Source organism: Microcoleus sp. N9_A2, assembly GCF_036701775.1.
Classification (GTDB): Bacteria; Cyanobacteriota; Cyanobacteriia; order Cyanobacteriales; family Microcoleaceae; genus Microcoleus.
This window is the reverse complement of the sequence record NZ_JAUBRH010000003.1, coordinates 85,461-105,456: the sequence shown is the minus strand read 5'-3', so window position 1 is coordinate 105,456 and position 19,996 is coordinate 85,461. Positions and strand designations below refer to the sequence as shown.

The 19,996-nt window shown below is 46.1% G+C and carries 13 protein-coding genes and 1 pseudogene; 12 read left to right on the top strand and 2 right to left on the bottom strand.

The window, feature by feature from the left end:
• Positions 1 to 106: 106 nt before the first annotated feature.
• Entirely contained in the window at positions 107 to 307 is a 201-nt protein-coding gene (locus QUA44_RS02835; RefSeq protein WP_333248096.1) for a hypothetical protein, read from the bottom strand.
• A 521-nt stretch (positions 308 to 828) separates the two neighbouring features.
• Here QUA44_RS02835 and QUA44_RS02830 point away from each other — a divergent pair.
• From QUA44_RS02830 to QUA44_RS02815, 4 genes are all read left to right on the top strand, one after another.
• Positions 829 to 2,193 carry a DUF4912 domain-containing protein gene (locus QUA44_RS02830; protein ID WP_333248093.1) on the top strand — a complete coding sequence of 455 codons (1,365 nt, stop codon included), beginning with the start codon at positions 829 to 831 and terminating at the stop codon, positions 2,191 to 2,193.
• A 579-nt stretch (positions 2,194 to 2,772) separates the two neighbouring features.
• Entirely contained in the window at positions 2,773 to 4,086 is a 1,314-nt protein-coding gene (locus QUA44_RS02825; RefSeq protein WP_333248091.1) for an ABC transporter substrate-binding protein, read from the top strand.
• Between the two features lie 297 nt (positions 4,087 to 4,383).
• Complete coding sequence (locus QUA44_RS02820) at positions 4,384 to 5,292, top strand: sugar ABC transporter permease (RefSeq protein ID WP_333248089.1); 909 nt, start codon at positions 4,384 to 4,386, stop codon at positions 5,290 to 5,292.
• Between the two features lie 73 nt (positions 5,293 to 5,365).
• Complete coding sequence (locus QUA44_RS02815) at positions 5,366 to 6,229, top strand: carbohydrate ABC transporter permease (protein ID WP_333248087.1); 864 nt, start codon at positions 5,366 to 5,368, stop codon at positions 6,227 to 6,229.
• 188 nt (positions 6,230 to 6,417) lie between these two features.
• Here QUA44_RS02815 and QUA44_RS02810 read toward each other — a convergent pair whose 3' ends face one another.
• On the bottom strand, positions 6,418 to 6,540 hold the full coding sequence (locus QUA44_RS02810) for a hypothetical protein (protein WP_333248085.1): 123 nt from the start codon (positions 6,538 to 6,540) through the stop codon (positions 6,418 to 6,420).
• Between QUA44_RS02810 and QUA44_RS02805 the strand changes: the two genes are divergently transcribed.
• The 8 genes and pseudogenes from QUA44_RS02805 (at position 6,539) to QUA44_RS02770 (ending at position 19,978) form a co-directional block, all read left to right on the top strand.
• The gene (locus QUA44_RS02805) at positions 6,539 to 7,621 is read left to right on the top strand and encodes an ABC transporter ATP-binding protein (protein ID WP_194008833.1); all 1,083 of its coding nucleotides are present in this window, start codon (positions 6,539 to 6,541) and stop codon (positions 7,619 to 7,621) included. The two genes, QUA44_RS02810 and QUA44_RS02805, sit on opposite strands and share 2 nt — an antisense overlap.
• Before the next feature lie 379 nt (positions 7,622 to 8,000).
• Positions 8,001 to 8,348, top strand: coding sequence for a hypothetical protein (locus QUA44_RS02800; protein ID WP_333248082.1), 348 nt, complete (start codon positions 8,001 to 8,003; stop codon positions 8,346 to 8,348).
• Positions 8,349 to 8,825: 477 nt separating this feature from the next.
• A pseudogene (locus tag QUA44_RS02795) lies at positions 8,826 to 9,125 on the top strand (DUF3574 domain-containing protein).
• A gap of 163 nt (positions 9,126 to 9,288) precedes the next feature.
• Positions 9,289 to 9,504 (top strand): hypothetical protein, encoded by a 216-nt coding sequence (locus tag QUA44_RS02790; RefSeq protein WP_194008835.1) that lies wholly within the window; start codon positions 9,289 to 9,291, stop codon positions 9,502 to 9,504.
• 420 nt (positions 9,505 to 9,924) lie between these two features.
• The gene (locus QUA44_RS02785) at positions 9,925 to 10,434 is read left to right on the top strand and encodes a hypothetical protein (protein ID WP_333248080.1); all 510 of its coding nucleotides are present in this window, start codon (positions 9,925 to 9,927) and stop codon (positions 10,432 to 10,434) included.
• A gap of 270 nt (positions 10,435 to 10,704) precedes the next feature.
• Positions 10,705 to 12,687 (top strand): ABC transporter ATP-binding protein, encoded by a 1,983-nt coding sequence (locus tag QUA44_RS02780; protein ID WP_333248078.1) that lies wholly within the window; start codon positions 10,705 to 10,707, stop codon positions 12,685 to 12,687.
• Between the two features lie 562 nt (positions 12,688 to 13,249).
• Positions 13,250 to 18,589, top strand: coding sequence for a PAS domain S-box protein (locus QUA44_RS02775; RefSeq protein WP_333248076.1), 5,340 nt, complete (start codon positions 13,250 to 13,252; stop codon positions 18,587 to 18,589).
• Positions 18,590 to 18,661: 72 nt separating this feature from the next.
• On the top strand, positions 18,662 to 19,978 hold the full coding sequence (locus QUA44_RS02770; protein WP_333248074.1) for a cytochrome P450: 1,317 nt from the start codon (positions 18,662 to 18,664) through the stop codon (positions 19,976 to 19,978).
• Positions 19,979 to 19,996 lie beyond the last annotated feature (18 nt).

The following is a 19,996-nucleotide window of genomic DNA, read 5'->3' as shown; positions in this document are numbered from 1 at the left end:
CCAGCCTCCATCGGATCGGGATCCGTAGAATCAGCCGTCAAGCAGATAGGTAAAAAGCTAAACATTTCATTCTTCACAGTAGAAATCTGAAAGTGTTTCTCAAATGTTACAACTGCGTTGTGCCTACTTGAATGGTTAATTTGCAGTCTAATATTTTTGCAAAATCGGGATGCTCCCGCGAAGCCTTCTTGTTAGAAGGATTATATAGAAAGTCTTCCACTTTGTCATATTCGCAAAGACATATCCATTCTAAACGATCGCCCCCACCCTCCAAACCCATCAAAAGCCCCCTATGCCAATATGTCATCAAATCCTGACATTGGCTTCAACACCGATCCCCTAAACCTCACCAATGTCAAGATTCCCTGACATATTGATCCCCAAAATCACGAAAATGCGTATAAGTACCCAGGATTGAGGGCAAAGACCCCTTGACCCGATCGCAACTTGTCTGCAACATTAAGTCATGACAAAGCGATCCCAAAGAAATGCTTCGATTAAGCAGCTCTGGGAATCGAATAGCGCGTGTGCTGCCAGCACAGCGTTGCTAGCAGCACCGGTCGCACTCACAAAATCGATCTTGTCAATCAAGAATCGACAGATAAAGCTTTATTTAGATCGGACGGTGCGCGCAGAAGCCAATAAGTCCAAACCCCCGATCGCATCGGGAAAAAGACAAGCTAAAAACAAGCAAGGCTTCAAAGGTTGGAGAGATTTGGAAGCTCGATAATATGTGAATTTAAAAGAGTTTCTAACTCAAAAAGTCAACACAAATGTGTTGAAAGGAAAAATCTAACCCGCCATCCTAAATTAGTGGAGAACCAACTCATGGCAAAAGAACGCCCACCATTAGAAGAGATGACTTTGCGACAACTCCGCAGAGTTGCTAGCGAATGTGGAGTCTCTCGCTACAGCCGGATGCGGAAATCGCAACTTCTGGCATCAATTCAAGAAATTCAGCGCACCAAATTTTCCTACAGCCCATCTCGCAAACTAGAGGCACAAGAAGCAGTGGAAGCAGCAAAGTTTGAACTCGGCCAAGAAGATAGAACAGGCGGTTCTTTGTCGTCTGTAGATGAAGGTTTAGCAGATTTGCCCAACGGGTACGGCGAAAGTCGGGTGGTTTTAATGCCCCGCGATCCAGAATGGGCTTACACCTACTGGGACATTCCCAACGATCGCAAACAAGAATTGCGCCGCCAAGGCGGACAGCAACTCGCCCTGCGGATCTACGACGTGACAGATGTTAACCTCGAAATCCAAAGCCCGCACAGCATTCAAGAATATCCCTGCGACGAACTGGCGCGGGAATGGTACGTACCTATCCCCGTGAGTGATCGGGATTATGCGATCGACATCGGCTACCGCTGTGCAGATGGCCGCTGGCTGGTATTAGCTCGATCGGCAGAAGTCCGCGTTCCTCCCGTCTATCCCAGCGACTGGATTGAAGATCAATTCATCACCCTCGATTGGGAAGAAGAGTTGCAAGGCAAAACCTTCGCCGAACTGGTTCCTCCGGCCAAGAAAATGGCACAAGCAGCCAATGGATTCGGTTTCAGCACCGAAAATGCTATCTACGAACAAATCTTCGGCATGGCAGAATCTGCCGAAGGCCTGCGCGTAGCCGGTTCTATCTTCGGTTCCATGCAGCACGTCGCCGGTTCCGTCCAGCAAGTCGGCATCCACGAACAAGCTCTCAGTTCCTACGTGTTCCCCTCCGGCGTCGGAATGTGGGCGGCTCCCACCATGTCCGGCCTCACCGCGTCGGGTGTCGGTATGTCCGGCCTCACCATGTCCGGTGTCGGTATGTCCGGCCTCACGATGTCGGGTGTCGGTATGTCCGGTCTCACCATGTCCGGTTTCGGTATGTCAGGTGTTGGTATGTCGGGAGTTGGCTTCGCCGCCCCGATGCGCCCCCGCCAGTTCTGGTTAGTTGCTGATGCCGAACTGATCGTCTACGGCGCCACCGAACCCGACGCTACCGTCTACGTAGGCGGACAGCCGATTAAACTCAATGCTGACGGCACTTTCCGGTTCCAGATGTCCTTCCAAGATGGCTTAATCGACTATCCGATTTTTGCAGTAGCAGCAGACGGCGAACAAAACCGCGCCATCCACATGAAATTCGAGCGCGAAACCCCAGAACGGCGCACCAATACCCAGCAAGATGCTGTTGTGGAATGGTTGGGCTAATCGCAAAGGTCGAAAGGTCGATCGAGCGGCGGGCGCTCATGCAGGTTTGTGCCAATTTTTGAACCATCACAAGCCATAGCCTCAGCCGATCGCGATTTGTTAAGGTTAATCCCAGACAACAACCCATAACACCCCCTATACACCGTTCTCCTATTTTGAGGAGCGGTGTTTTTTGTATTTAGAAGGAAGATTTGACAGTTGACAGTTGACAGTTGACAGTTGACAGTTGACAGAGGGAATAAGGAATAAGAATTATTTCTTTGTAGGGTGCGTGAGAGCGAGAAATCTTTACATTTACACTCTGAGACTATGACTCACGCACCGGCATAACGATTAAATCATAGCAATGCCAGCCGCAACGATATTAGACAATGCTCTCAATATCTATCTGTAGATAGATGTTGATTTAACTCGCCATCTAATCAGTTAAATCAAAATTTGCACTTTCCACTCAAGCATTATTAAGTAAGCTAAAGTTTACTTAAATTTTTATTACATAAACTCGCTAAATCCCTTGAAACATCAGAAACCGAGTTAAGAGAGAAATAAGGCGATCGCACAGCCACTTCTCAAAAGCAAATGCAAAAAATAAATTCCCCGCCGCAACGAAGGCAGAAGCCTCGCCTTTTAGCCTTATTCGCTGTCACATTAGCAGCCATCTTGCTGTTATTTATTCTGCCCGCACTGAGTAAGCAGCCAGTAACCCTCACCATGTTAATGCAAGGTCAAGACCTTGTTAATTGGAAACCCTTTGTCAAAGAATTTGAACAGAAAAACCCCGACATTCGCATCAACCTCATAGAAGGACCTTTTGACAGCAACCTCATAGAAAATCTTTACACATCTGCCTTTCTTTTAGGCGACTCGCCCTACGATATCATCAACATGGATATTGTTTGGGTTCCCAAATTTGCCGCCGCAGGTTGGGTGATGGATTTGACAGACAGAATTCCCCCCAAACAACTATCAAAGTTCATTCAAGGTAACGTCGAAGGCGGCCGATATCGAGGCAAACTTTACCGAATTCCCCACGCTTCCGATGCCGGAATGCTTTATTACCGCAAAGACATTTTAGAACAAGCGGGAATTCCAGCGCCGAAAACCTTTGAAGAGATGGCAAAAATCTCTCAAAACTTGCAGAAACAGGGAAAAGCAACTTGGGGTTATTTGTGGCAAGGCAAACAATACGAAGGAGTATCTGCGATGTTTGTCGAAGTGCTCTCCGGTTTCGGTGGCTTCTGGGCTAACCCTCAAACATTTGAAGTTGGGTTAGACAAACCGGAGGCAATTCAAGCAGTAGAATTTCTCAAAAATACGATCGCCTCTGGCATTTCTCCACCGGGTGTTACTACCTACGGCGAAGAAGAAACCAGGCTGTTGTTTCAAAACGGGAAAGCACTGTTTTTGCGAAATTGGCCCTATGTTTGGAAGCTAGCAAATGCGGAGGGCTCGAAGGTGAGAGGCAAAATTGCGATCGAGCCAATGCTCAGCAGTACCGGAAAAACAGGCGGTTCCTGCTTGGGCGGCTGGGGCTGGGGAATTGCCAAAACCTCAAAACATCCAGAACAAGCGTGGAAAGCAATTAAATACCTTACAAGCGAAGCCACCCAGCGCAAATTTATTTTAGAAACTGGTTTAGTTCCCAGTTACAAATCCCTATTTACCAACAAAGAAATAGTCGCCAAATATCCCCACTACCCGCAACTGCTAAAAGTAGTCGAAAAGCCAGTTTTGCGCCCGCCCATAGCACAATACGCTCAAGCTTCTGATATTTTGCAGCGCTATTTGAGTTCAGCTTTTACCGGGAGAATGAGTTCAGAAGAAGCAATGAAAGCAGCAGCTAGCGAAACTCGTAATTTATTAAGCAGTTTGAAACAATCGAAAGCTTCGTAAAACAAGGAACCTACCGAAGAGAATTCGCCGAAGAGAATTCGCCGAATACAACGAGAATGGAACCCGCCGAACGGAATTCGGGGCTATACAAACAATGTCCCCCTCTGCAGACTGGAAGAACCATGAACTGGGAAATGAGGAAGAAATTAGAGATTCATATCAATTCTGGTTGCACTCATACATGATGTCAACAGTCAACAGTCAACAATTAACAGTCAACAGTCAACAATTAACAGTCAACAGTCAACAGTCAACAGTAAATTTACTATTCCGATACTAACGGATTTGATATCAAATATGCAATTAGACAAAATGCGACAGCGCGAACAAAAAACAGGATGGATATTAGTAGCACCAGCATTGATAATTCTGCTGCTAGTGTTTGCTTACCCAATATTGCGCGCTTTTTGGCTGAGTTTATTCACCCAAAACCTCGGTACAGAATTAAAACTGGTTTTTTCCGGTTTTGCTAACTACAGTCGAATGTTAGGCGACGGGCGTTTCTGGCAAACTTTAAGCAATACCGCAATATTTACAGTCGCCTCTGTTGTGCTGGAATTAATTATCGGCATGGGCATTGCCTTAGTCTTAAATCAATCTTTCAGAGGGCGCGGCATCGTGCGGACAATTTCCTTACTGCCTTGGGCGCTGCCGACTGCATTGATGGGTGTAGCTTGGGCGTGGATTTTTAACGACCAATACGGCGTAATTAATGATATTTTGCTCCGCTTGGGATTGATTAAAAATAGCATTAGCTGGTTGGGAGATCCGACTTTGGCAATGATGGCAGTGATTACAGCAGATGTGTGGAAAACTACGCCATTTGTCAGCCTGCTTTTGTTAGCGGGATTGCAATCGATTTCCGGTGATTTGTATGAAGCACACGCCATTGACGGCGCGAGTAGTTGGCAGAGTTTTCGTCAAATTACCTTGCCGCTGCTGATGCCCCAAATTGTGATTGCTATGCTGTTTCGATTTGCCCAAGCTTTCGGCATTTTTGACTTGATTCAGGTGATGACGGGAGGGGGGCCAGCGGGGGCAACGGAGACGGTTTCTATCTACATTTACAGCACGGTAATGAGGTATTTAGACTTTGGCTACGGGGCGGCTTTGGTGGTGTGTACTTTTTTGCTGTTGGTTGCTGCTGTGGCGATCGCCGCTTATCTGTTATCTAGAGCCCGCATCAATGCAGCCGGAGGAAACTAAGACGATTTATATTTTGGATTTTGGATTTTAGATAACCAACACTTGCAATTTCCTTTCATTGGTACAAAAAATTATGTCGATCGCCCGCGAACAATCTAACAAAAAAACCTTTGACATCCGGCAACTAATCTTGCCAATCTCAGCGATATTAATCGTCGCATATTTCCTCGCACCCATTATCTGGCAGGTACTGACATCTTTCAAAATAAATGCAGATATTTCAGCCATTCCCAACGTCTACATACCCAAACAAATCACCTTAGAGCATTACATCTCCTTGTTCCAACGCCGCCCCTTTGCACTTTACATTTTAAATAGCACTTTTGTTTCCATTACTTCCACATTGCTGTGTTTAGCTGTAGGCGCGCCTGCAGCTTACGCTTTGGCTAGGTTGCGGCTGTGGGGCGAGAGAATCATTTTGGCAATTGTAACAATTGTGACGCTATTTCCGGCGGTGCTGCTATTCTTGGGTTTGTTAGAAATAGTCAAAGCTTTGAGTTTAGGAAATAATTATTTAGCCTTAATTATTCCTTACACAGCTATCAACTTGCCCTTGACAATTTTGGTAATGCGGAGTTTCTTTCAACAACTGCCAAAAGATTTAGAAGATGCGGCAAAAGTTGACGGCTACAACACTTTTCAAATGCTGTGGCAAATCGTGCTACCGATGACATTTCCCGCCTTAGTCACAACCGGAATCTTGACATTTATTTCAGCTTGGAACGAATTTATATTTGCCCTGACATTTATAACTCGCGAATCCATGAAAACAATCCCCGTTGCTACCGCTCAACTCAGCGGGGTGTCAGTCTTTGAAATCCCTTACGGCCCGATCGCCGCCGCCACCGTTTTAGGAACCTTACCCTTAGTTTTCCTAGTTTTGGTGTTCCAGCGGCGCATCGTTCAGGGTTTAACAGCCGGAGCAGTCAAAGGATAGTCAGTAGTCAGTAGTCATTAGTCAGTAGTCATTAGTCATTAGTCAGTAGTCATTAGTCAGTAGTCATTAGTCAGTAGTCATTAGTCAGTTGGTAGGGGCGGTGGATGGTACGTGCGGGCCCTCCTAGTTAGATTCTTCCCTCTTCCTTCGCGCCCTTCGCGCCTTCGCGGTTAGTAATTCCTTATTCCCTATTCCCTCTTCCTTCTTCCCTCTTCCGACGGACTTACATCCGTTACATCCGTTACATCCGTTACATCCCGTACATTGCTCGTTGCCGAACTTCCCTCTTCCTTCTTCCTTATAAAAATCATGGCAAAACTACAACTAAAAAACCTCAATAAAACCTACAGCCCCAAAGTTGTACCGGTAAAAGATATTAGCTTAGAAGTCAGCGAAGGCGAATTTCTCACCTTGCTGGGGCCCTCCGGGTGTGGCAAATCTACGACGCTGCGGTTGATTGCAGGATTGGAACAGCCAACTCGCGGCGAGATTAGAATTGGCGATCGCAATGTGACTAATCTCAGACCGGGCGATCGGGATATTGCAATGGTTTTTCAAAGTTACGCGCTTTATCCGCACATGACAGTATACGAAAATATGGCATCCAGCCTCAAACTTCGCAAAATCTCCTCCGGCGAAATCAACCGGTTAGTGACGGAAGTTGCAACATCCCTCGGATTGACGGAATTAATCGATCGCAAACCCGGTAAATTATCAGGCGGACAGCGGCAGAGAGTAGCCCTAGGACGCGCCTTAGTGCGCCAACCCGAAGTATTTTTGCTCGACGAACCCTTGAGCAATCTCGACGCATTATTGCGGGAAAAAGTGAGGGCAGAACTCAAACAATTATTTGCATCACAAAAAGCTCCTGTAGTGTACGTAACTCACGACCAAACCGAAGCAATGACGCTTTCTACAAAAGTCGCAGTTCTCAACAGTGGTACTGTCCAGCAACTAGATCCCCCACACTTAATTTATAACCGTCCTGCCAATCAATTTGTCGCGGGTTTTGTGGGCAGTCCGCAAATGAATTTGTTTGAGCTTAAATGCCAGGGAAATTCGGCGATGTTGGGCGATTTTAAAGTTCCTTTGCCAAATTGGCCTAGTGTGCCGCCAGAGATTGTCTTGGGAATTCGCCCGGAACACGTCGGTTTTGCAGATGCAGAGGCCGGCAAGATAGCGGCCCCAGAGGCAATTAAAGGTGAGGTTTATTTAGTGGAAAACTTGGGAATGCAAAATTTGGTTAGCGTCCGAGTTAAGGGTGTGGAGTCGGTAACAGTGCGGCTTTTGGTGCCAAATGACCGCCAGTGGAACTCTGAAATTGTCGAGCTGGTTTTGCCGGCTCAGTTCCTGCACTGGTTTGATGTCAGAACGGGCGATCGGCTGCAATAAAAATCGCTCTTGTATAGCGCGATCGAGCTAAATTTGTCTAACTATGTGCTGAATTTTGGTTGTTCGGCTTCTAACTAACTTATGACTTTAGTAAGAGGTAGAAGCATTTTGATGCTGTTAACGTGATATTTGTGTTTGAAAAAGCTAGTTGACTCACACATGGGTTTGGTGTTGAAGAGATTTTATCGCTCACCTATAACTCTATTGATGTGGCTAATTGCAAGTAACATCATTTCCGGTCGATTGCGGTAAATCGAACGGACAGGATCTAAAAGCTAAGTTCGGCTTAAGCTGGCGTTAGCTGCGGATTTTGGAGCGAGTCAATTAGATGAAAAAATGTTGAAAATTATCGCCAATTAACTGACGGAGTATTACCGAGATGAATTTGATTTCTACAGCGATCGCTCGCATCAATTCCCTGCTGAAGGGCTTTCAAATCAAGAGTTTTTTGAGTGTTGTCTTAGTCGGTTTCATGCTGATGACAACGAATGTTGATGCGGGAAACAGCAACAAAGCTTATAACGCACAAGTCGGTTCAAATGGGGAGCTCAACAATCCTGACAGACCTCAAACAACTCGGGAATGGAGACAAGAAGCTCGCGAAACTAAAAACGATCCGGGCGAGAGAGCTCAAAAGATCGGGCAAGAAGCAGGAGCTGCTGTGAAAGAATTTGGGGAAATGTACCAAGACACCGCTAAGAGAAGTATCCGCGAATTAAAGGATTAGGAATAGTTTTTTTGGTGGCAAGGAAGGGCCGAAGATCCCGTTCCTAATATAGTGCAATCCTAAATCATTCATGCAGATATGTAGGGGCGGTGGATGGTGCGGGCCCGCCCTCCGAGAGATTGGGCAACCACGGGGGGATTGCCCCTACAAGAACTATGCAAATGATTTAGGATCGCTATAGTGTAAGATGTGCATTTAACCTCACATCTCGCACTATTTTTTTAGCTAAATTTAAGTTTTAAATTATTTTAAACGATGTAAGATACAAATTTTATTGGTATTGACAGTTTTGGTGAGTGTATGTTTGCCAGTAGTTTAAGCAACGAGGCGTTAAAAATAATATATGAAGAAACATCTTCACAGTCTTTGCTTGACTTGTCTGCTGTTAGTCCTGCCTGTGTTTCCGGCGACAATTGCCCGCGCTAAACTGCCCGAAACTTCGGATCATAACAGCAAACAAATTTCCTCAAAGATGAACTGTGTTTTGGTTTAACTAAACCGGGAGGCGAGATTGTTTCGGAATCAGAATGGCAGCAGTTTGTCAAGACAGCTATCACCCCTCGTTTTCGGGAAAAACTAACTGTATTAGACGGCTCCGGGCAGCTTTTTAACAGTTCGGAAATTCTGATTATATAAAAATCAAACATAGTGATTTTAATTTATGAAAATAGCCCGCAAAAAACTAAATCTATTCATGAAATTATTGGCAGTTACAAGCGCAGTTTTCAGCAGGATTCAGTGCTGCGGACAACCAGCGAAGTTAAGATTTCTTTCTGATGCGATCGGGCAATTAGCGTATTTATGATATTATTTATGGTGAGCGAGGTCATATCCTCAAAGATCAGTAGGGTGCGGGTGCAAGAAAAATCAAAGTTTGTGGTTATCGATCGCACATTGCCTGCCATTCGCTAGAAAAACCAGCCCTGGAGAAAACAAAAATATGACGGACGACGGCAACCCCAAAGCACCAGCGCCCGAAAGCGATGATTCCAAAAATTTTGACGGCATTGCCAAAGCTTTTATTGTGAGCGTAGCTTGGTCTTACGCAGAGGCTTTGGAGCGAACTAAACGCTCGGAAAATCAACAGGAAGCAGCGCAACAATCTCAGACACAATCTGAAACAGAACAAGTCGATCGCGCTCCTGAACGCAATTAATGAAATAGCATTAATAGCAGAAGGACAAAATTCTCTGGTGGCGCTCCTGAACGCAACAGTCAGTAAGCTGTTCTGGGTTGAGAACGATCGACTTAGGACAGCGAGCTGTGCCTTTAAAGCCAGCTTTGTATTGGACTTTACCACAAAAAAACTGACAGCCCGTGATTCTTCAACAAGCTCAAGACAAGCTTTAATCTGGGATGAGAACCGCGTTGCAGGTTTGAATATCCACCTATAGCGGTTCTCAAAAAAGTGAGGTATGCCCACGGACGCCTATGCCCACGGAGGCCCATGCCGCCTAGTACCTCCTATGAGAGCTTGAAAGGCTATATATCTATCTCTAAAAGAAATTAAAGCTAAACAATTTACGCTTTAACCGCTAGAGTGTACAAAAGAATAACCAATTTTTAGATCGGTCTCATGTCTAATTCAAAAATGATTGGCAAAGCGATCGCAACTGGCATTTGCTTCGGCATCCTCGCCAGCTTCAACGCTTCACCGGGCCCGGCATCCGCAGCAGAACCAACAATTACCGAAGCAGCCCCCCCGGCCGCTAGCAACATCGACCTGCAACTCCTAGGTCAATGGCAAGGTACAGTCCCATCCGGTCAGTCTTTCACCTTCGTCTTCGCCCCAGAAGGCAAATTGTTTCTCATGGCTAAAGGCCCCGATGGAGCAGCCCGCGCCAAAGAAATGAGATACAAAGTGAATCTCGGTCAAAAACCAATGCACCTGGATGTTGGCCTCAGCAGCACAGAAACCGTTGAAACTATTTTTGAGTTGACTCCCGAAGGACAAATGCGCCTTCAGTTGCAAGGCACCAATCCCGGACAGGCGAGACCTAATTCCTTAAACGAGCAAGCAACCGTGTTTAAAAAGGTCTCCGAGGCCACTGCACTGCCTGCTGACACTCAAGTCATAGGTTTTTGAGAAAATTCCTCTCTGTCAGAAGGCACTTAAGTAGTTCCGACTTGTCAGTTTTGAGTTCGATCGCAGTTTTTCATTCTATGAAATATAGTAGGGACACAGCAGTGCCGTGTCCCTCCTACCCAAGCATCTATATTTCACTCATCAGCGCAAAAATCGCCATTAGTTAAAAAATTTCTAATTTAAAAATTCAGACTTTCCCCCTGCCTTCTGCCTTGAGCGAGCCCTGCTACAATCCACTTAATCTGTATTTAACTTTTGCCGTAGATATCCATGAGTGAAACCGTCCTCGAAGTTCGCAACCTGCGGGTTGAATTTCCATCTGCCGCCTCCGCCGATGCGTCTGCAACAGTAAAAGCTGTTGACGGCGTTTCGTTTGAGGTCAAGCGAGGGCAAACTCTGGGCATCGTGGGAGAATCGGGGTCAGGAAAATCGGTAACATCCCTGGCCGTGATGAATTTGCTGTCTAGTTCGTCAACGAAGATCGAAGGCGAAATTTGGTTTTCTCCCACCAAAGACGGCGCTAGCCACGGGCCCGTGAATCTGTTGGCCATGCCGGACAGGGAAAAACAAACCTACCGGGGCAGCCAGATTGCGACGATTTTTCAAGAGCCGATGAGTTCGCTAAATCCTGTTTATACGATCGGATTTCAACTCACAGAAGCCATTTGTCTGCACCAAAAAGTATCGCAGACACAAGCGCGGCGCAAAGCTGCTTCGCTGCTGCAAGAGGTGAAGCTGCTACCGGGCGACGAAGAACTCCGGCAAACGTGTTTGGCCCGGCAGCAAGAAGCTGTTCGGGAGGCCGATCGCGATTTGATGCAGCTCATCAACGGCCAAAAACAAGCTATGCTCGATCGCTACCCCCACGAACTCTCCGGCGGTCAAATCCAGCGCGTGATGATTGCAATGGCCATTTCTTGCAATCCGACATTATTAATTGCTGACGAACCGACAACGGCTTTAGACGTAACCGTCCAAGCCACAATCTTAGCTTTGCTGCGCGAGTTGCGGGACTCTAGAGGCATGGCAATGATTTTTATTACCCACGATTTGAGCGTCATTGCTGAAATTGCCGATACGGTGGCGGTGATGTACCGAGGCAAGATTGTTGAGTGCGCTGCGATCGAACAAATTTTCAGCACTCCCCAACATCCTTACACAAAAGGTCTGTTAGCTTGCCGCCCAACTCTCGATCGGCAAATGCGCCGCTTGCCGACGGTTTCCGATTTTATGGATGTCACCACAAATGCCAGCGGCGAATTGGTAATTGTCGAGAAAAATATCGATTTAGACGGCGACAGCAGCGGCGGACTATCCGCTTTTGTCGCCGGAAAACCGCCCCGGCTGCCGAATATTTCCCAGCCTTTGCTAGCTGTTAATAACTTGCGAGTAGGTTTTCCCATGCAGGGAATGTTTGGCGAAACTAAACGTTTGTTTATGGCGGTAAACGATATTTCTTTTGAGGTTTACCCCGGGGAAACTTTGGGTTTGGTGGGCGAATCCGGCTGCGGGAAATCAACTTTAGCGAGAGCTTTGCTGCAATTAATTCCGATCGCCAGCGGTCAAGTATTTTTTGAAGGTCAAGAAATTACTCCTCCTGCGAAAAGTAGTTCGGGATTGCAGTGGATGGCTAATTATCGAATCAAAAAAGAGTACGATCGCAAATTGCGGTGGCTACGACGCGACTTGCAAATTATCTTTCAAGACCCTTTTAGTTCTCTCGATCCGCGCCTGAGTGTTGGGGATGCGGTGATGGAACCGATGGTGATTCACCGCTTTGGCAAGAACCAGAAAGAACAGCGCGATCGCGCGGCTTATTTGTTGGATAGAGTGGGTTTGAATCCCGATATTATGCGGCGCTACCCCCACGAGTTTTCTGGCGGACAGCGGCAGCGAATTTGTATTGCTAGAGCTTTGGCTTTGAATCCAAAGTTTATTATTTGCGATGAGTCGGTTTCTGCCTTAGATGTGTCGGTACAGGCGCAAGTTTTAAATTTGCTCAAGGAGTTGCAAACAGAGTTTGGACTGACTTATATTTTTATTTCTCACGATTTGAGTGTGGTTAAGTTTATGAGCGATCGGGCGATCGTCATGAACAAAGGTAAAATCGAGGAAATTGGCACAGCCGAGCGCATTTACCGCCAACCGCAACAAGCTTACACCAAGCAACTTATAGCTGCTATTCCCGCCGGGAATTTGGAACGAATTCGGCAACAGCAATTAGGCCGCGAAGCAGCGGACAAGAGTGCCTAAATCTTCGATCGCGAGGCTGACGGCAGATTAAGACCCATTTACACTGATGGACGCAGATTATTTCAATATCTGTCGGCGATTGGCAATTTTATCGGGAATTGCTCGCCCGCGTACCTCGATAAGATTTGGTTCGCAGTGCGTCAGTCAGTGTCCGCTTTCGTTCTGCGGACACTGACTGACGCGCTACGAACCCTTTTTGTTTTGGCAATCGGCCGGACATGATATCATTTAACAATGCGCTTCTAATTTACTGTAGATAATTAATTTTTGTGTCGGGACTAGCTAGATTAGGCCAAATGTCCAATGACTGACAGCAATGTTTAGTGCATTATAAGAAATAAACCCTCTAAGCCTGTTGAAAAAACAATTATAAAATAGGTGCGTTAGCTATTAACAATAACTGCTAATTGCGTAAATATACTTAATTCGCTTGTGGGAATGCTGAGATTTAGGTAGGACTTACAATACTAAAATTCGCAAATTTAAAATATTTTACAATATTTAGATATTTTTATTTTAAGTTTTTAACAGCCAATATTCCTCTTGATTTTGGAGTGAAAAAATGACAGATTCAGTTCATATCAAAAAAAGAAATAATAAATTGTTGCACTTTCTGCAAATGCGGTTGAGAGAAATCACGGCTGCAGAAGTCAACAGAAAACAAAAGACTAAATCCAGAATGCTGTATAAAAAAAACATCAACTTAGGGACGATCGCCCGCAGCAGCCAATTCTCAGTTTTGATAGTCGTACTGTTGCTACTAAACGGGTGGCTGGTAGCAAGCGGTGCCTGTGGTTTGTACGATCGCCCGATCGCCCTGGCATTTTTGGTAATAGCAAATATTGTCCTGCTGGCTGCAGCAGCGGGATGGAACAACTCTGCTGCTAAGAAAAACGATCGCCAATCGGGCAAAACTGACGAGGGCGATCGCTTTTTTAGTCTCTCGCCAGATATGTTGTGCGTCATTGGTTTTGACGGTTATTTCAAACGCATCAACCCAGCAGCAGAAAAAATCCTCGGCTATTCCCCAGCCGAAATGGTTGGCCAACTCTTCATTGAATTCGTGCATCCAGACGATCGCCAAGCTACTATCAAAGAAGCTGAAAGCATTGCTGCGGGCAACAGTAGCGTTGGTTTTGAAAACCGCTGGCTGTGTCAAAATGGGTCTTACAAGTGGGTAGCCTGGACTGTGAGCCCTTTCTGCGAAGAAGAATTGATGTACGCGATCGGCCGCGACGTTACCGATCGCAAACAAGCCCAAGAGTCTCTCCAACACAGCAATTCTATTTTGCGTTCCGTGATAGAAAGCACGCCGGATCTGATTTTTGTCAAGGATCTTGAAGGCCGGTACGCGATCGCAAATTCTGCAGTAGCTCAATTTTCTGGAAAACCGATCGAGGCCATTATAGGCAAAGACGATTCAGCATTATTTCCCGGTGAAATACCCGCTCAAGTTATCGAAGGAGACCGCAGAGTGACTGCTACGGGAGAATGTTTTACTTATGAAGAAGATATACCAAAAAACGGAGTTGTGCGAACGTTTCTCACAGCGAAATACCCTTGGCGTGACTCGGAAGGAAAATTTATCGGCGTTGTGGGCATATCTCGCGACATCAGCGATCGCAAAGAAATAGAAGCCGCGCTACTAGAAAAAAACATCCTCTTGGAAAGCGTCATCGAAAGTACAGGTGACAGCATTTTTGTCAAAGATATTCAGGGCCGCCACCTATTGGTAAATTCTCAGGCTGCAGCCATTATTGGCTTGCCAAAATCGGAAATTATTGGCAAAAAAGATGCAGAATTATTTCCGCCGGAGATTGCAGATATGCTGGTGGAAAATGACCGCCGGGTGTGGCAATCTGGGATTGAGGAAACGATCGAGGAAGCAGGAAAAGATAGCGAGGGTAACATCCGAACATTTCTCTCTACCAAAAGTCCTTTGCGCGATCGAGCCGCAAACATCATCGGTGTAGTCGGAGTTGCTCGCAATATTAGCGATCGCAAACAAGCAGAAAAAGCCTTGGAAGAAAGCGAGGAACGCTATCGCTGCTTAATTACAGCCACATCCCAAATTGTTTGGGATACTAAAGCAGCAGGCGAATTTGTCACCGAACAAACAGGATGGAGTGCATTCACCGGAGCGACTTACGACGAAATCAAAGGATGGGGGTGGCTCAATCATGTCCATCCAGACGACAGAGAATATACTGCCAGGATGTGGTCTGATGCACTTGCCAACAGCACCTTATACCAAATAGAACACCGCTTGCTGCGGCACGACGGCGAGTACAGGTACATGAGCGTGCGCGGTGTGCCCCTATTGAACGCAGACGGCAGCGTTCGCCAGTGGGTGGGAATACACTCGGATATTACAGAGAGCAAAATCATAGAACAAGAAATACAGCAGCAAAAAGAATTTTTGGGCAGCATTTATGACGGCGTAGACTACAGCATTTTCGTAATAGATATCGGCGCAGATGGAGAGTTTCGCTACGCCGGCTGGAACCTAGCAGCCGAATTACTCGGCGGCATCAGCAGCGAATTCGGCCGCGGCAAAACTCCCCAAGAGCTTTTCGATCCAATTACCGCAGGAATGTTCCAGCAGAATTTCATCGAGTGTCTGGAAAAAGGCAGCTCGATTTCCCGCGAATATCCCGTTATTTTTGACGGTAAAGAAGTCTGGTTTATAACAACTATGACTCCCCTGCGGAATGCTTCGGGCAAAATTTATCGCATTGTCGGCAGTTCAAGCGACATTACAGAACGCAAAAAAGCCGAAATCCAATTGCGCGAACAAGAAGAATTTTTAAACAGCATCTATAACGGCTCTAATCAACCTATTTTCGTAATAGATGTCGGCGCAGAAAGAGAGTTTAGCTACGCTGGCTGGAATGCTGCTGCAGAAGCGTCTACAGGTATTTTGAGTGCCGATTTCAAAGGCAAAACCCCAGAAGAAATTTTTCCCCCGCCAATAGCAGCAATTTTTCGACAAAGTTACGTAGATTGTTTGACAGCCGGCAGCTCGATTGCTTACGAAACCAGCGCCGAGTTGGAAGGCGCAGAACGCTGGTATATCGTCACTCTGACACCGCTGCGGGATGCCTCTGGCAGCATCTACCGCATAATTGGTAATTCGATCGACATTACGGATCGCAAACAAGCAGAAGCAGCCCTGCAAGAGAGCCAGCATTTTGTCGAGCGCATTGCTAATGCAACTCCAAATATTCTCTATGTTTACGATGATATCGAGCATCGAAATGTCTACAGCAACCGCGAACTCGCTGAAACTCTAGGCTATAGCCTCGAAGAAGTTGCCACAATGGGCCGCAATCTGTTGCCGACCATTATCCACCCTGAAGATTTAGCTCAATTTCCCGAATATTTGCAGCAATTAAAAAATACTCCCGACGACGAGGTTGTTGAATACGAATATCGGGTGCGCGACAAACAAAATAATTGGCACTGGTTCGTCAGTCGCGAAATTGTATTTAGCAGAACTGCAGAGGGAAAAATCAAGCAGCGTCTCGGTGCTGCTACGGATGTTACAGAGCGCAAAAAAGCAGAACAAAGTTTAGCAGAACAATTGAAAATTTCTTTATTCACAGCAGATATTGGAATTGCTCTAACTAAAAACCAGAGTTTACCGGCCACTTTGCAACAATGCACCGATGCAGTTGTGCGCCATTTGGATGCTGCGTTTGCTCGGATTTGGACGCTGAACGAACAGGGAAATGTCTTGGAATTGCAAGCAAGTGGGGGGATCTATACTCATATTGACGGCGCTCACAGCCGCATTGCTGTCGGCCAGTTCAAGATTGGTTTAATCGCCCGATCGCGAAAACCTCACATCACTAATTTTGTGGAAACAGATCCCCTAGTCAGTGACAAAGAATGGGCGAAACGAGAAGGAATGGTAGCTTTTGCTGGATATCCGCTAATTGTTGACAATCAGTTGCTGGGAGTAATCGTGATGTTTGCTCGCCATGAGTTGCAGGAATCAATACTAATTGCTTTAGCATCAAGTGTTGATTCGATCGCCTTGGGAATCAAGCGCAAACAAACAGAAATGGCTCTCGCCGCCCAAAAGCAAACTATGAGGACAATTATTGATAACGCTCCGATCTGGGTGTGGATGGCAAATCCTAGCGGGCGGATGTTATTAGTTAACAAAACTTTCTGCGAAGATGTCGCTGTATCCGAAGATCAATTTTTGGCAGCTTCTCACTATTCCGAAGTTTTGGGATTAGAAGCATCTGCTAACTGCATGGCATCTGACGCGCAAGCGTGGAGCCAAGAGACTCCCTGTTATTCTGAAGAATTGCTCCAGTTGGCTGACGGCGAGTATCACCAGGTGGAGACAATTAAAACTCAAATCAAAGATGATTGTGGCAGGGCGATCGGCTTAATTGGTTTAGGTTTGGACGTTACAAAACAAAAAGAATCTCAAAGACAGTTGCAAGAGTCGGAAGCGAGATTCCGCAAATTAGCGGAGCAGGAAGCGCTGCTGAACCAACTAGCTAGCAATATCCGCAAATCGTTGAATTTAGATACTATTTTGGCGACAACTGTGGAGCAGATTCGCGACTTGCTGCAACTCGATCGCTGTCTGTTTATTTGGTATTTGCCTGACGCATTGCCGCCAGTTTGGGCTGTGCAGTACGAGGCGAAAAATGCCAGCTTACCTTCGGTGTTGGGTTTATTTCCTATTGGTGCAACTGGTTCTCATGCCGAGCGAATTGCCAATTTAGAAATAATTCGGATCGATGATTTTGAGACTGTTACCGATCCAGTCGAGCGGGAGTTTTTCAGTTATATAGGATTCCACTCTCTGCTGAACATTCCGGTTCAAACATCTGCTGGTAAAATCGGGCTGATTTGCTGTAGTGCTTCTAGCAGTGTGCGGTGTTGGAGCGATGAGGAAGTGGAACTGTTAGTGGCGGTGGGCAATCAATTGGCGATCGCCATTAATCAAGCAGAACTCTACACTCAAAGCGTCGATTCAGCGCGGATCGCGCAAGAACAAACTGCCCAACTCGAAGCAACTCTGTGCGAACTCCAGCAAGCTCAAACTCAACTCGTCCAAGCCGAAAAAATGTCCAGTCTCGGTCAGATGGTAGCAGGAATTGCCCACGAAATCAATAACCCAGTCAGCTTTATTTTCGGCAATCTTACCTACACAGAAGAATACACCCGAAACTTGATGAAACTGCTACAAATGTATCGAGATGAATACCCGAAACCTTCTCCAGCTCTTCAAGAAGAAATAGAGGTTTTAGAGCTGGATTTCTTGTTAGACGACTTGCCGAAAATGATATCTTCCATGCAGGTGGGAGCAACTCGCATCCGGGATATTGTGCGGAGTTTGCGGAATTTCTCTCGCCTCGATGAATCTGACATGAAAAAGGTTAACATTCACGAAGGTATCGACAGCACGTTAATGATTTTAGAACACCGTCTGAAAGCTCAGCTTGTTAGCGTAGCGGGTAGGGAGTACCATCGCGCTGCAATTCAAGTCATTAAAGAATACGGAGAATTGCCACTGGTGGAATGCTACGCCGGACTGTTGAATCAGGTGTTTATGAATATTATCGCTAACGCGATCGACGCTTTACAATATCCGCCCGAAAATCCGGGAATTATCCGCATTCGTACAGAGGTAGAAGGTACTTGCGTTGCGATTAGAATTGCTGATAACGGTTCAGGTATCGCCGAGAAAATCAAGCAGCGGATATTCGACCCTTTTTATACTACAAAACCGATCGGTTCGGGTACGGGGATGGGTTTAGCAATTTCCCATTCAATTATTGTCGAAAAACACAAAGGTAAAATCAACTGTTTTTCGGCGGTCGGGAAAGGTACTGAATTTGCGATCGAGATTCCGATTAAAAGAATAGAAAATTAAATAGGTTTGTAGTGAGGACTTTAGTCCTCAGAGTTTGATATAATATTAAAAATCTAAAATTTAAAATCTAAAATGGCATTACCTCCAGGCAGTTTAGGTTTACCGCTAATTGGCGATACTCTCAACTTTTTGAAAGATTCTCAGTTTGCCAAAAAACGCCACCAACAGTACGGGCCAATTTTCAAAACCAGCATCTTCGGACAACCTACCGTGTTTGTGTGCGGCCAGGAGGCGAATTTGTTTGTTTTAAGCAATGAAAACCAGTATTTTGTTGTGAGTTGGCCTCCTAGCACCAAAGCGCTGTTAGGGCCGCTTTCCTTGGCGCTGCAAACGGGTTCGGAACACCAAAATCGACGCAAGCTACTATATCAAGCATTTCAACCGCGAGCTCTGGCGGGCTACATCGGCGGGATGAAAGATATCACGGGGCGCTACTTGCAAAGGTGGACTCAAATGAGCGAGTTTGCGTGGTATCCCGAACTGAGAAATTATACTTTTGATGTTGCAAGTAAGCTGTTAGTTGGAATTGACAATGGTTCGGATACTGCGCTAGGACATTATTTTGAGATTTTCTCGGATGGTTTATTTTCTATTCCTTTGGATTTGCCTTTTACTCGGTTTGGCAAAGCTAAAAATGGCAGAAAGTTGCTGTTAGCTGAACTAGAAAATATTATTCGTGACAGACAGCAAGGAACCCCCGGCGGTAATGATGCTTTGGGTTTGCTAATTAGCGCTCGCGATGATGAGGGCATTTCTCTGAGTTTGGAGGAGTTGAAGGATCAAGTGCTGTTGCTGTTGTTTGCGGGACACGAAACTCTGACTTCGGCGATCGCCTCTTTTTGTCTTCTGGTGGCTCAAAACCCCGATGTAATGGCAAAAATTCGCGCCGAACAACAGCAGTTTCCTGCAACTGAACCGCTAACTTTGGAACAGCTCAAACAAATGACTTATTTAGAGCAGGTGATGCGAGAAGTGCTGCGCTTGGTGCCGCCGGTGGGAGGCGGTTTTCGGCAGGTAATTAAGGCTTGCGAGTTCGGTGGCTACGAAATTCCCAAGGGTTGGAGCGTTTTGTATGAAATTAATCAGACGCATCAGGATAGCGCAGTTTATCCCGAACCCGATCGCTTTGATCCCGATCGATTTACGGGCGATCGATCGACAAATGCGAAACCTTTCAGCTACGTACCCTTCGGCGGCGGTTTGCGGGAATGTTTGGGAAAAGAGTTCGCCCGCTTGGAAATGAAATTGTTTGCGGCGAGGATGGTTCGGGAGTGCGAATGGGAGCTTTTACCGGATCAAGATTTGAATTTAATCCGAGTACCGACTCCGCACCCGCGCGACGGTTTGCGAGTGAAATTTTGGCAAACAACTATGAATCTGAAGGATTAAACCACAGAGGACGCAGAG

Bases quoted from the DNA above. Each gene is read 5' to 3' on its own strand.
- QUA44_RS02835 (WP_333248096.1), bottom strand. From the start codon at position 307: ATGACATATTGGCATAGGGGGCTTTTGATGGGTTTGGAGGGTGGGGGC.
- QUA44_RS02830 (WP_333248093.1), top strand. From the start codon at position 829: ATGGCAAAAGAACGCCCACCATTAGAAGAGATGACTTTGCGACAACTC.
- QUA44_RS02825 (WP_333248091.1), top strand. From the start codon at position 2,773: ATGCAAAAAATAAATTCCCCGCCGCAACGAAGGCAGAAGCCTCGCCTT.
- QUA44_RS02820 (WP_333248089.1), top strand. From the start codon at position 4,384: ATGCAATTAGACAAAATGCGACAGCGCGAACAAAAAACAGGATGGATA.
- QUA44_RS02815 (WP_333248087.1), top strand. From the start codon at position 5,366: ATGTCGATCGCCCGCGAACAATCTAACAAAAAAACCTTTGACATCCGG.
- QUA44_RS02805 (WP_194008833.1), top strand. From the start codon at position 6,539: ATGGCAAAACTACAACTAAAAAACCTCAATAAAACCTACAGCCCCAAA.
- QUA44_RS02810 (WP_333248085.1), bottom strand. From the start codon at position 6,540: ATGATTTTTATAAGGAAGAAGGAAGAGGGAAGTTCGGCAACGAGCAAT.
- QUA44_RS02800 (WP_333248082.1), top strand. From the start codon at position 8,001: ATGAATTTGATTTCTACAGCGATCGCTCGCATCAATTCCCTGCTGAAG.
- QUA44_RS02790 (WP_194008835.1), top strand. From the start codon at position 9,289: ATGACGGACGACGGCAACCCCAAAGCACCAGCGCCCGAAAGCGATGAT.
- QUA44_RS02785 (WP_333248080.1), top strand. From the start codon at position 9,925: ATGTCTAATTCAAAAATGATTGGCAAAGCGATCGCAACTGGCATTTGC.
- QUA44_RS02780 (WP_333248078.1), top strand. From the start codon at position 10,705: ATGAGTGAAACCGTCCTCGAAGTTCGCAACCTGCGGGTTGAATTTCCA.
- QUA44_RS02775 (WP_333248076.1), top strand. From the start codon at position 13,250: ATGACAGATTCAGTTCATATCAAAAAAAGAAATAATAAATTGTTGCAC.
- QUA44_RS02770 (WP_333248074.1), top strand. From the start codon at position 18,662: ATGGCATTACCTCCAGGCAGTTTAGGTTTACCGCTAATTGGCGATACT.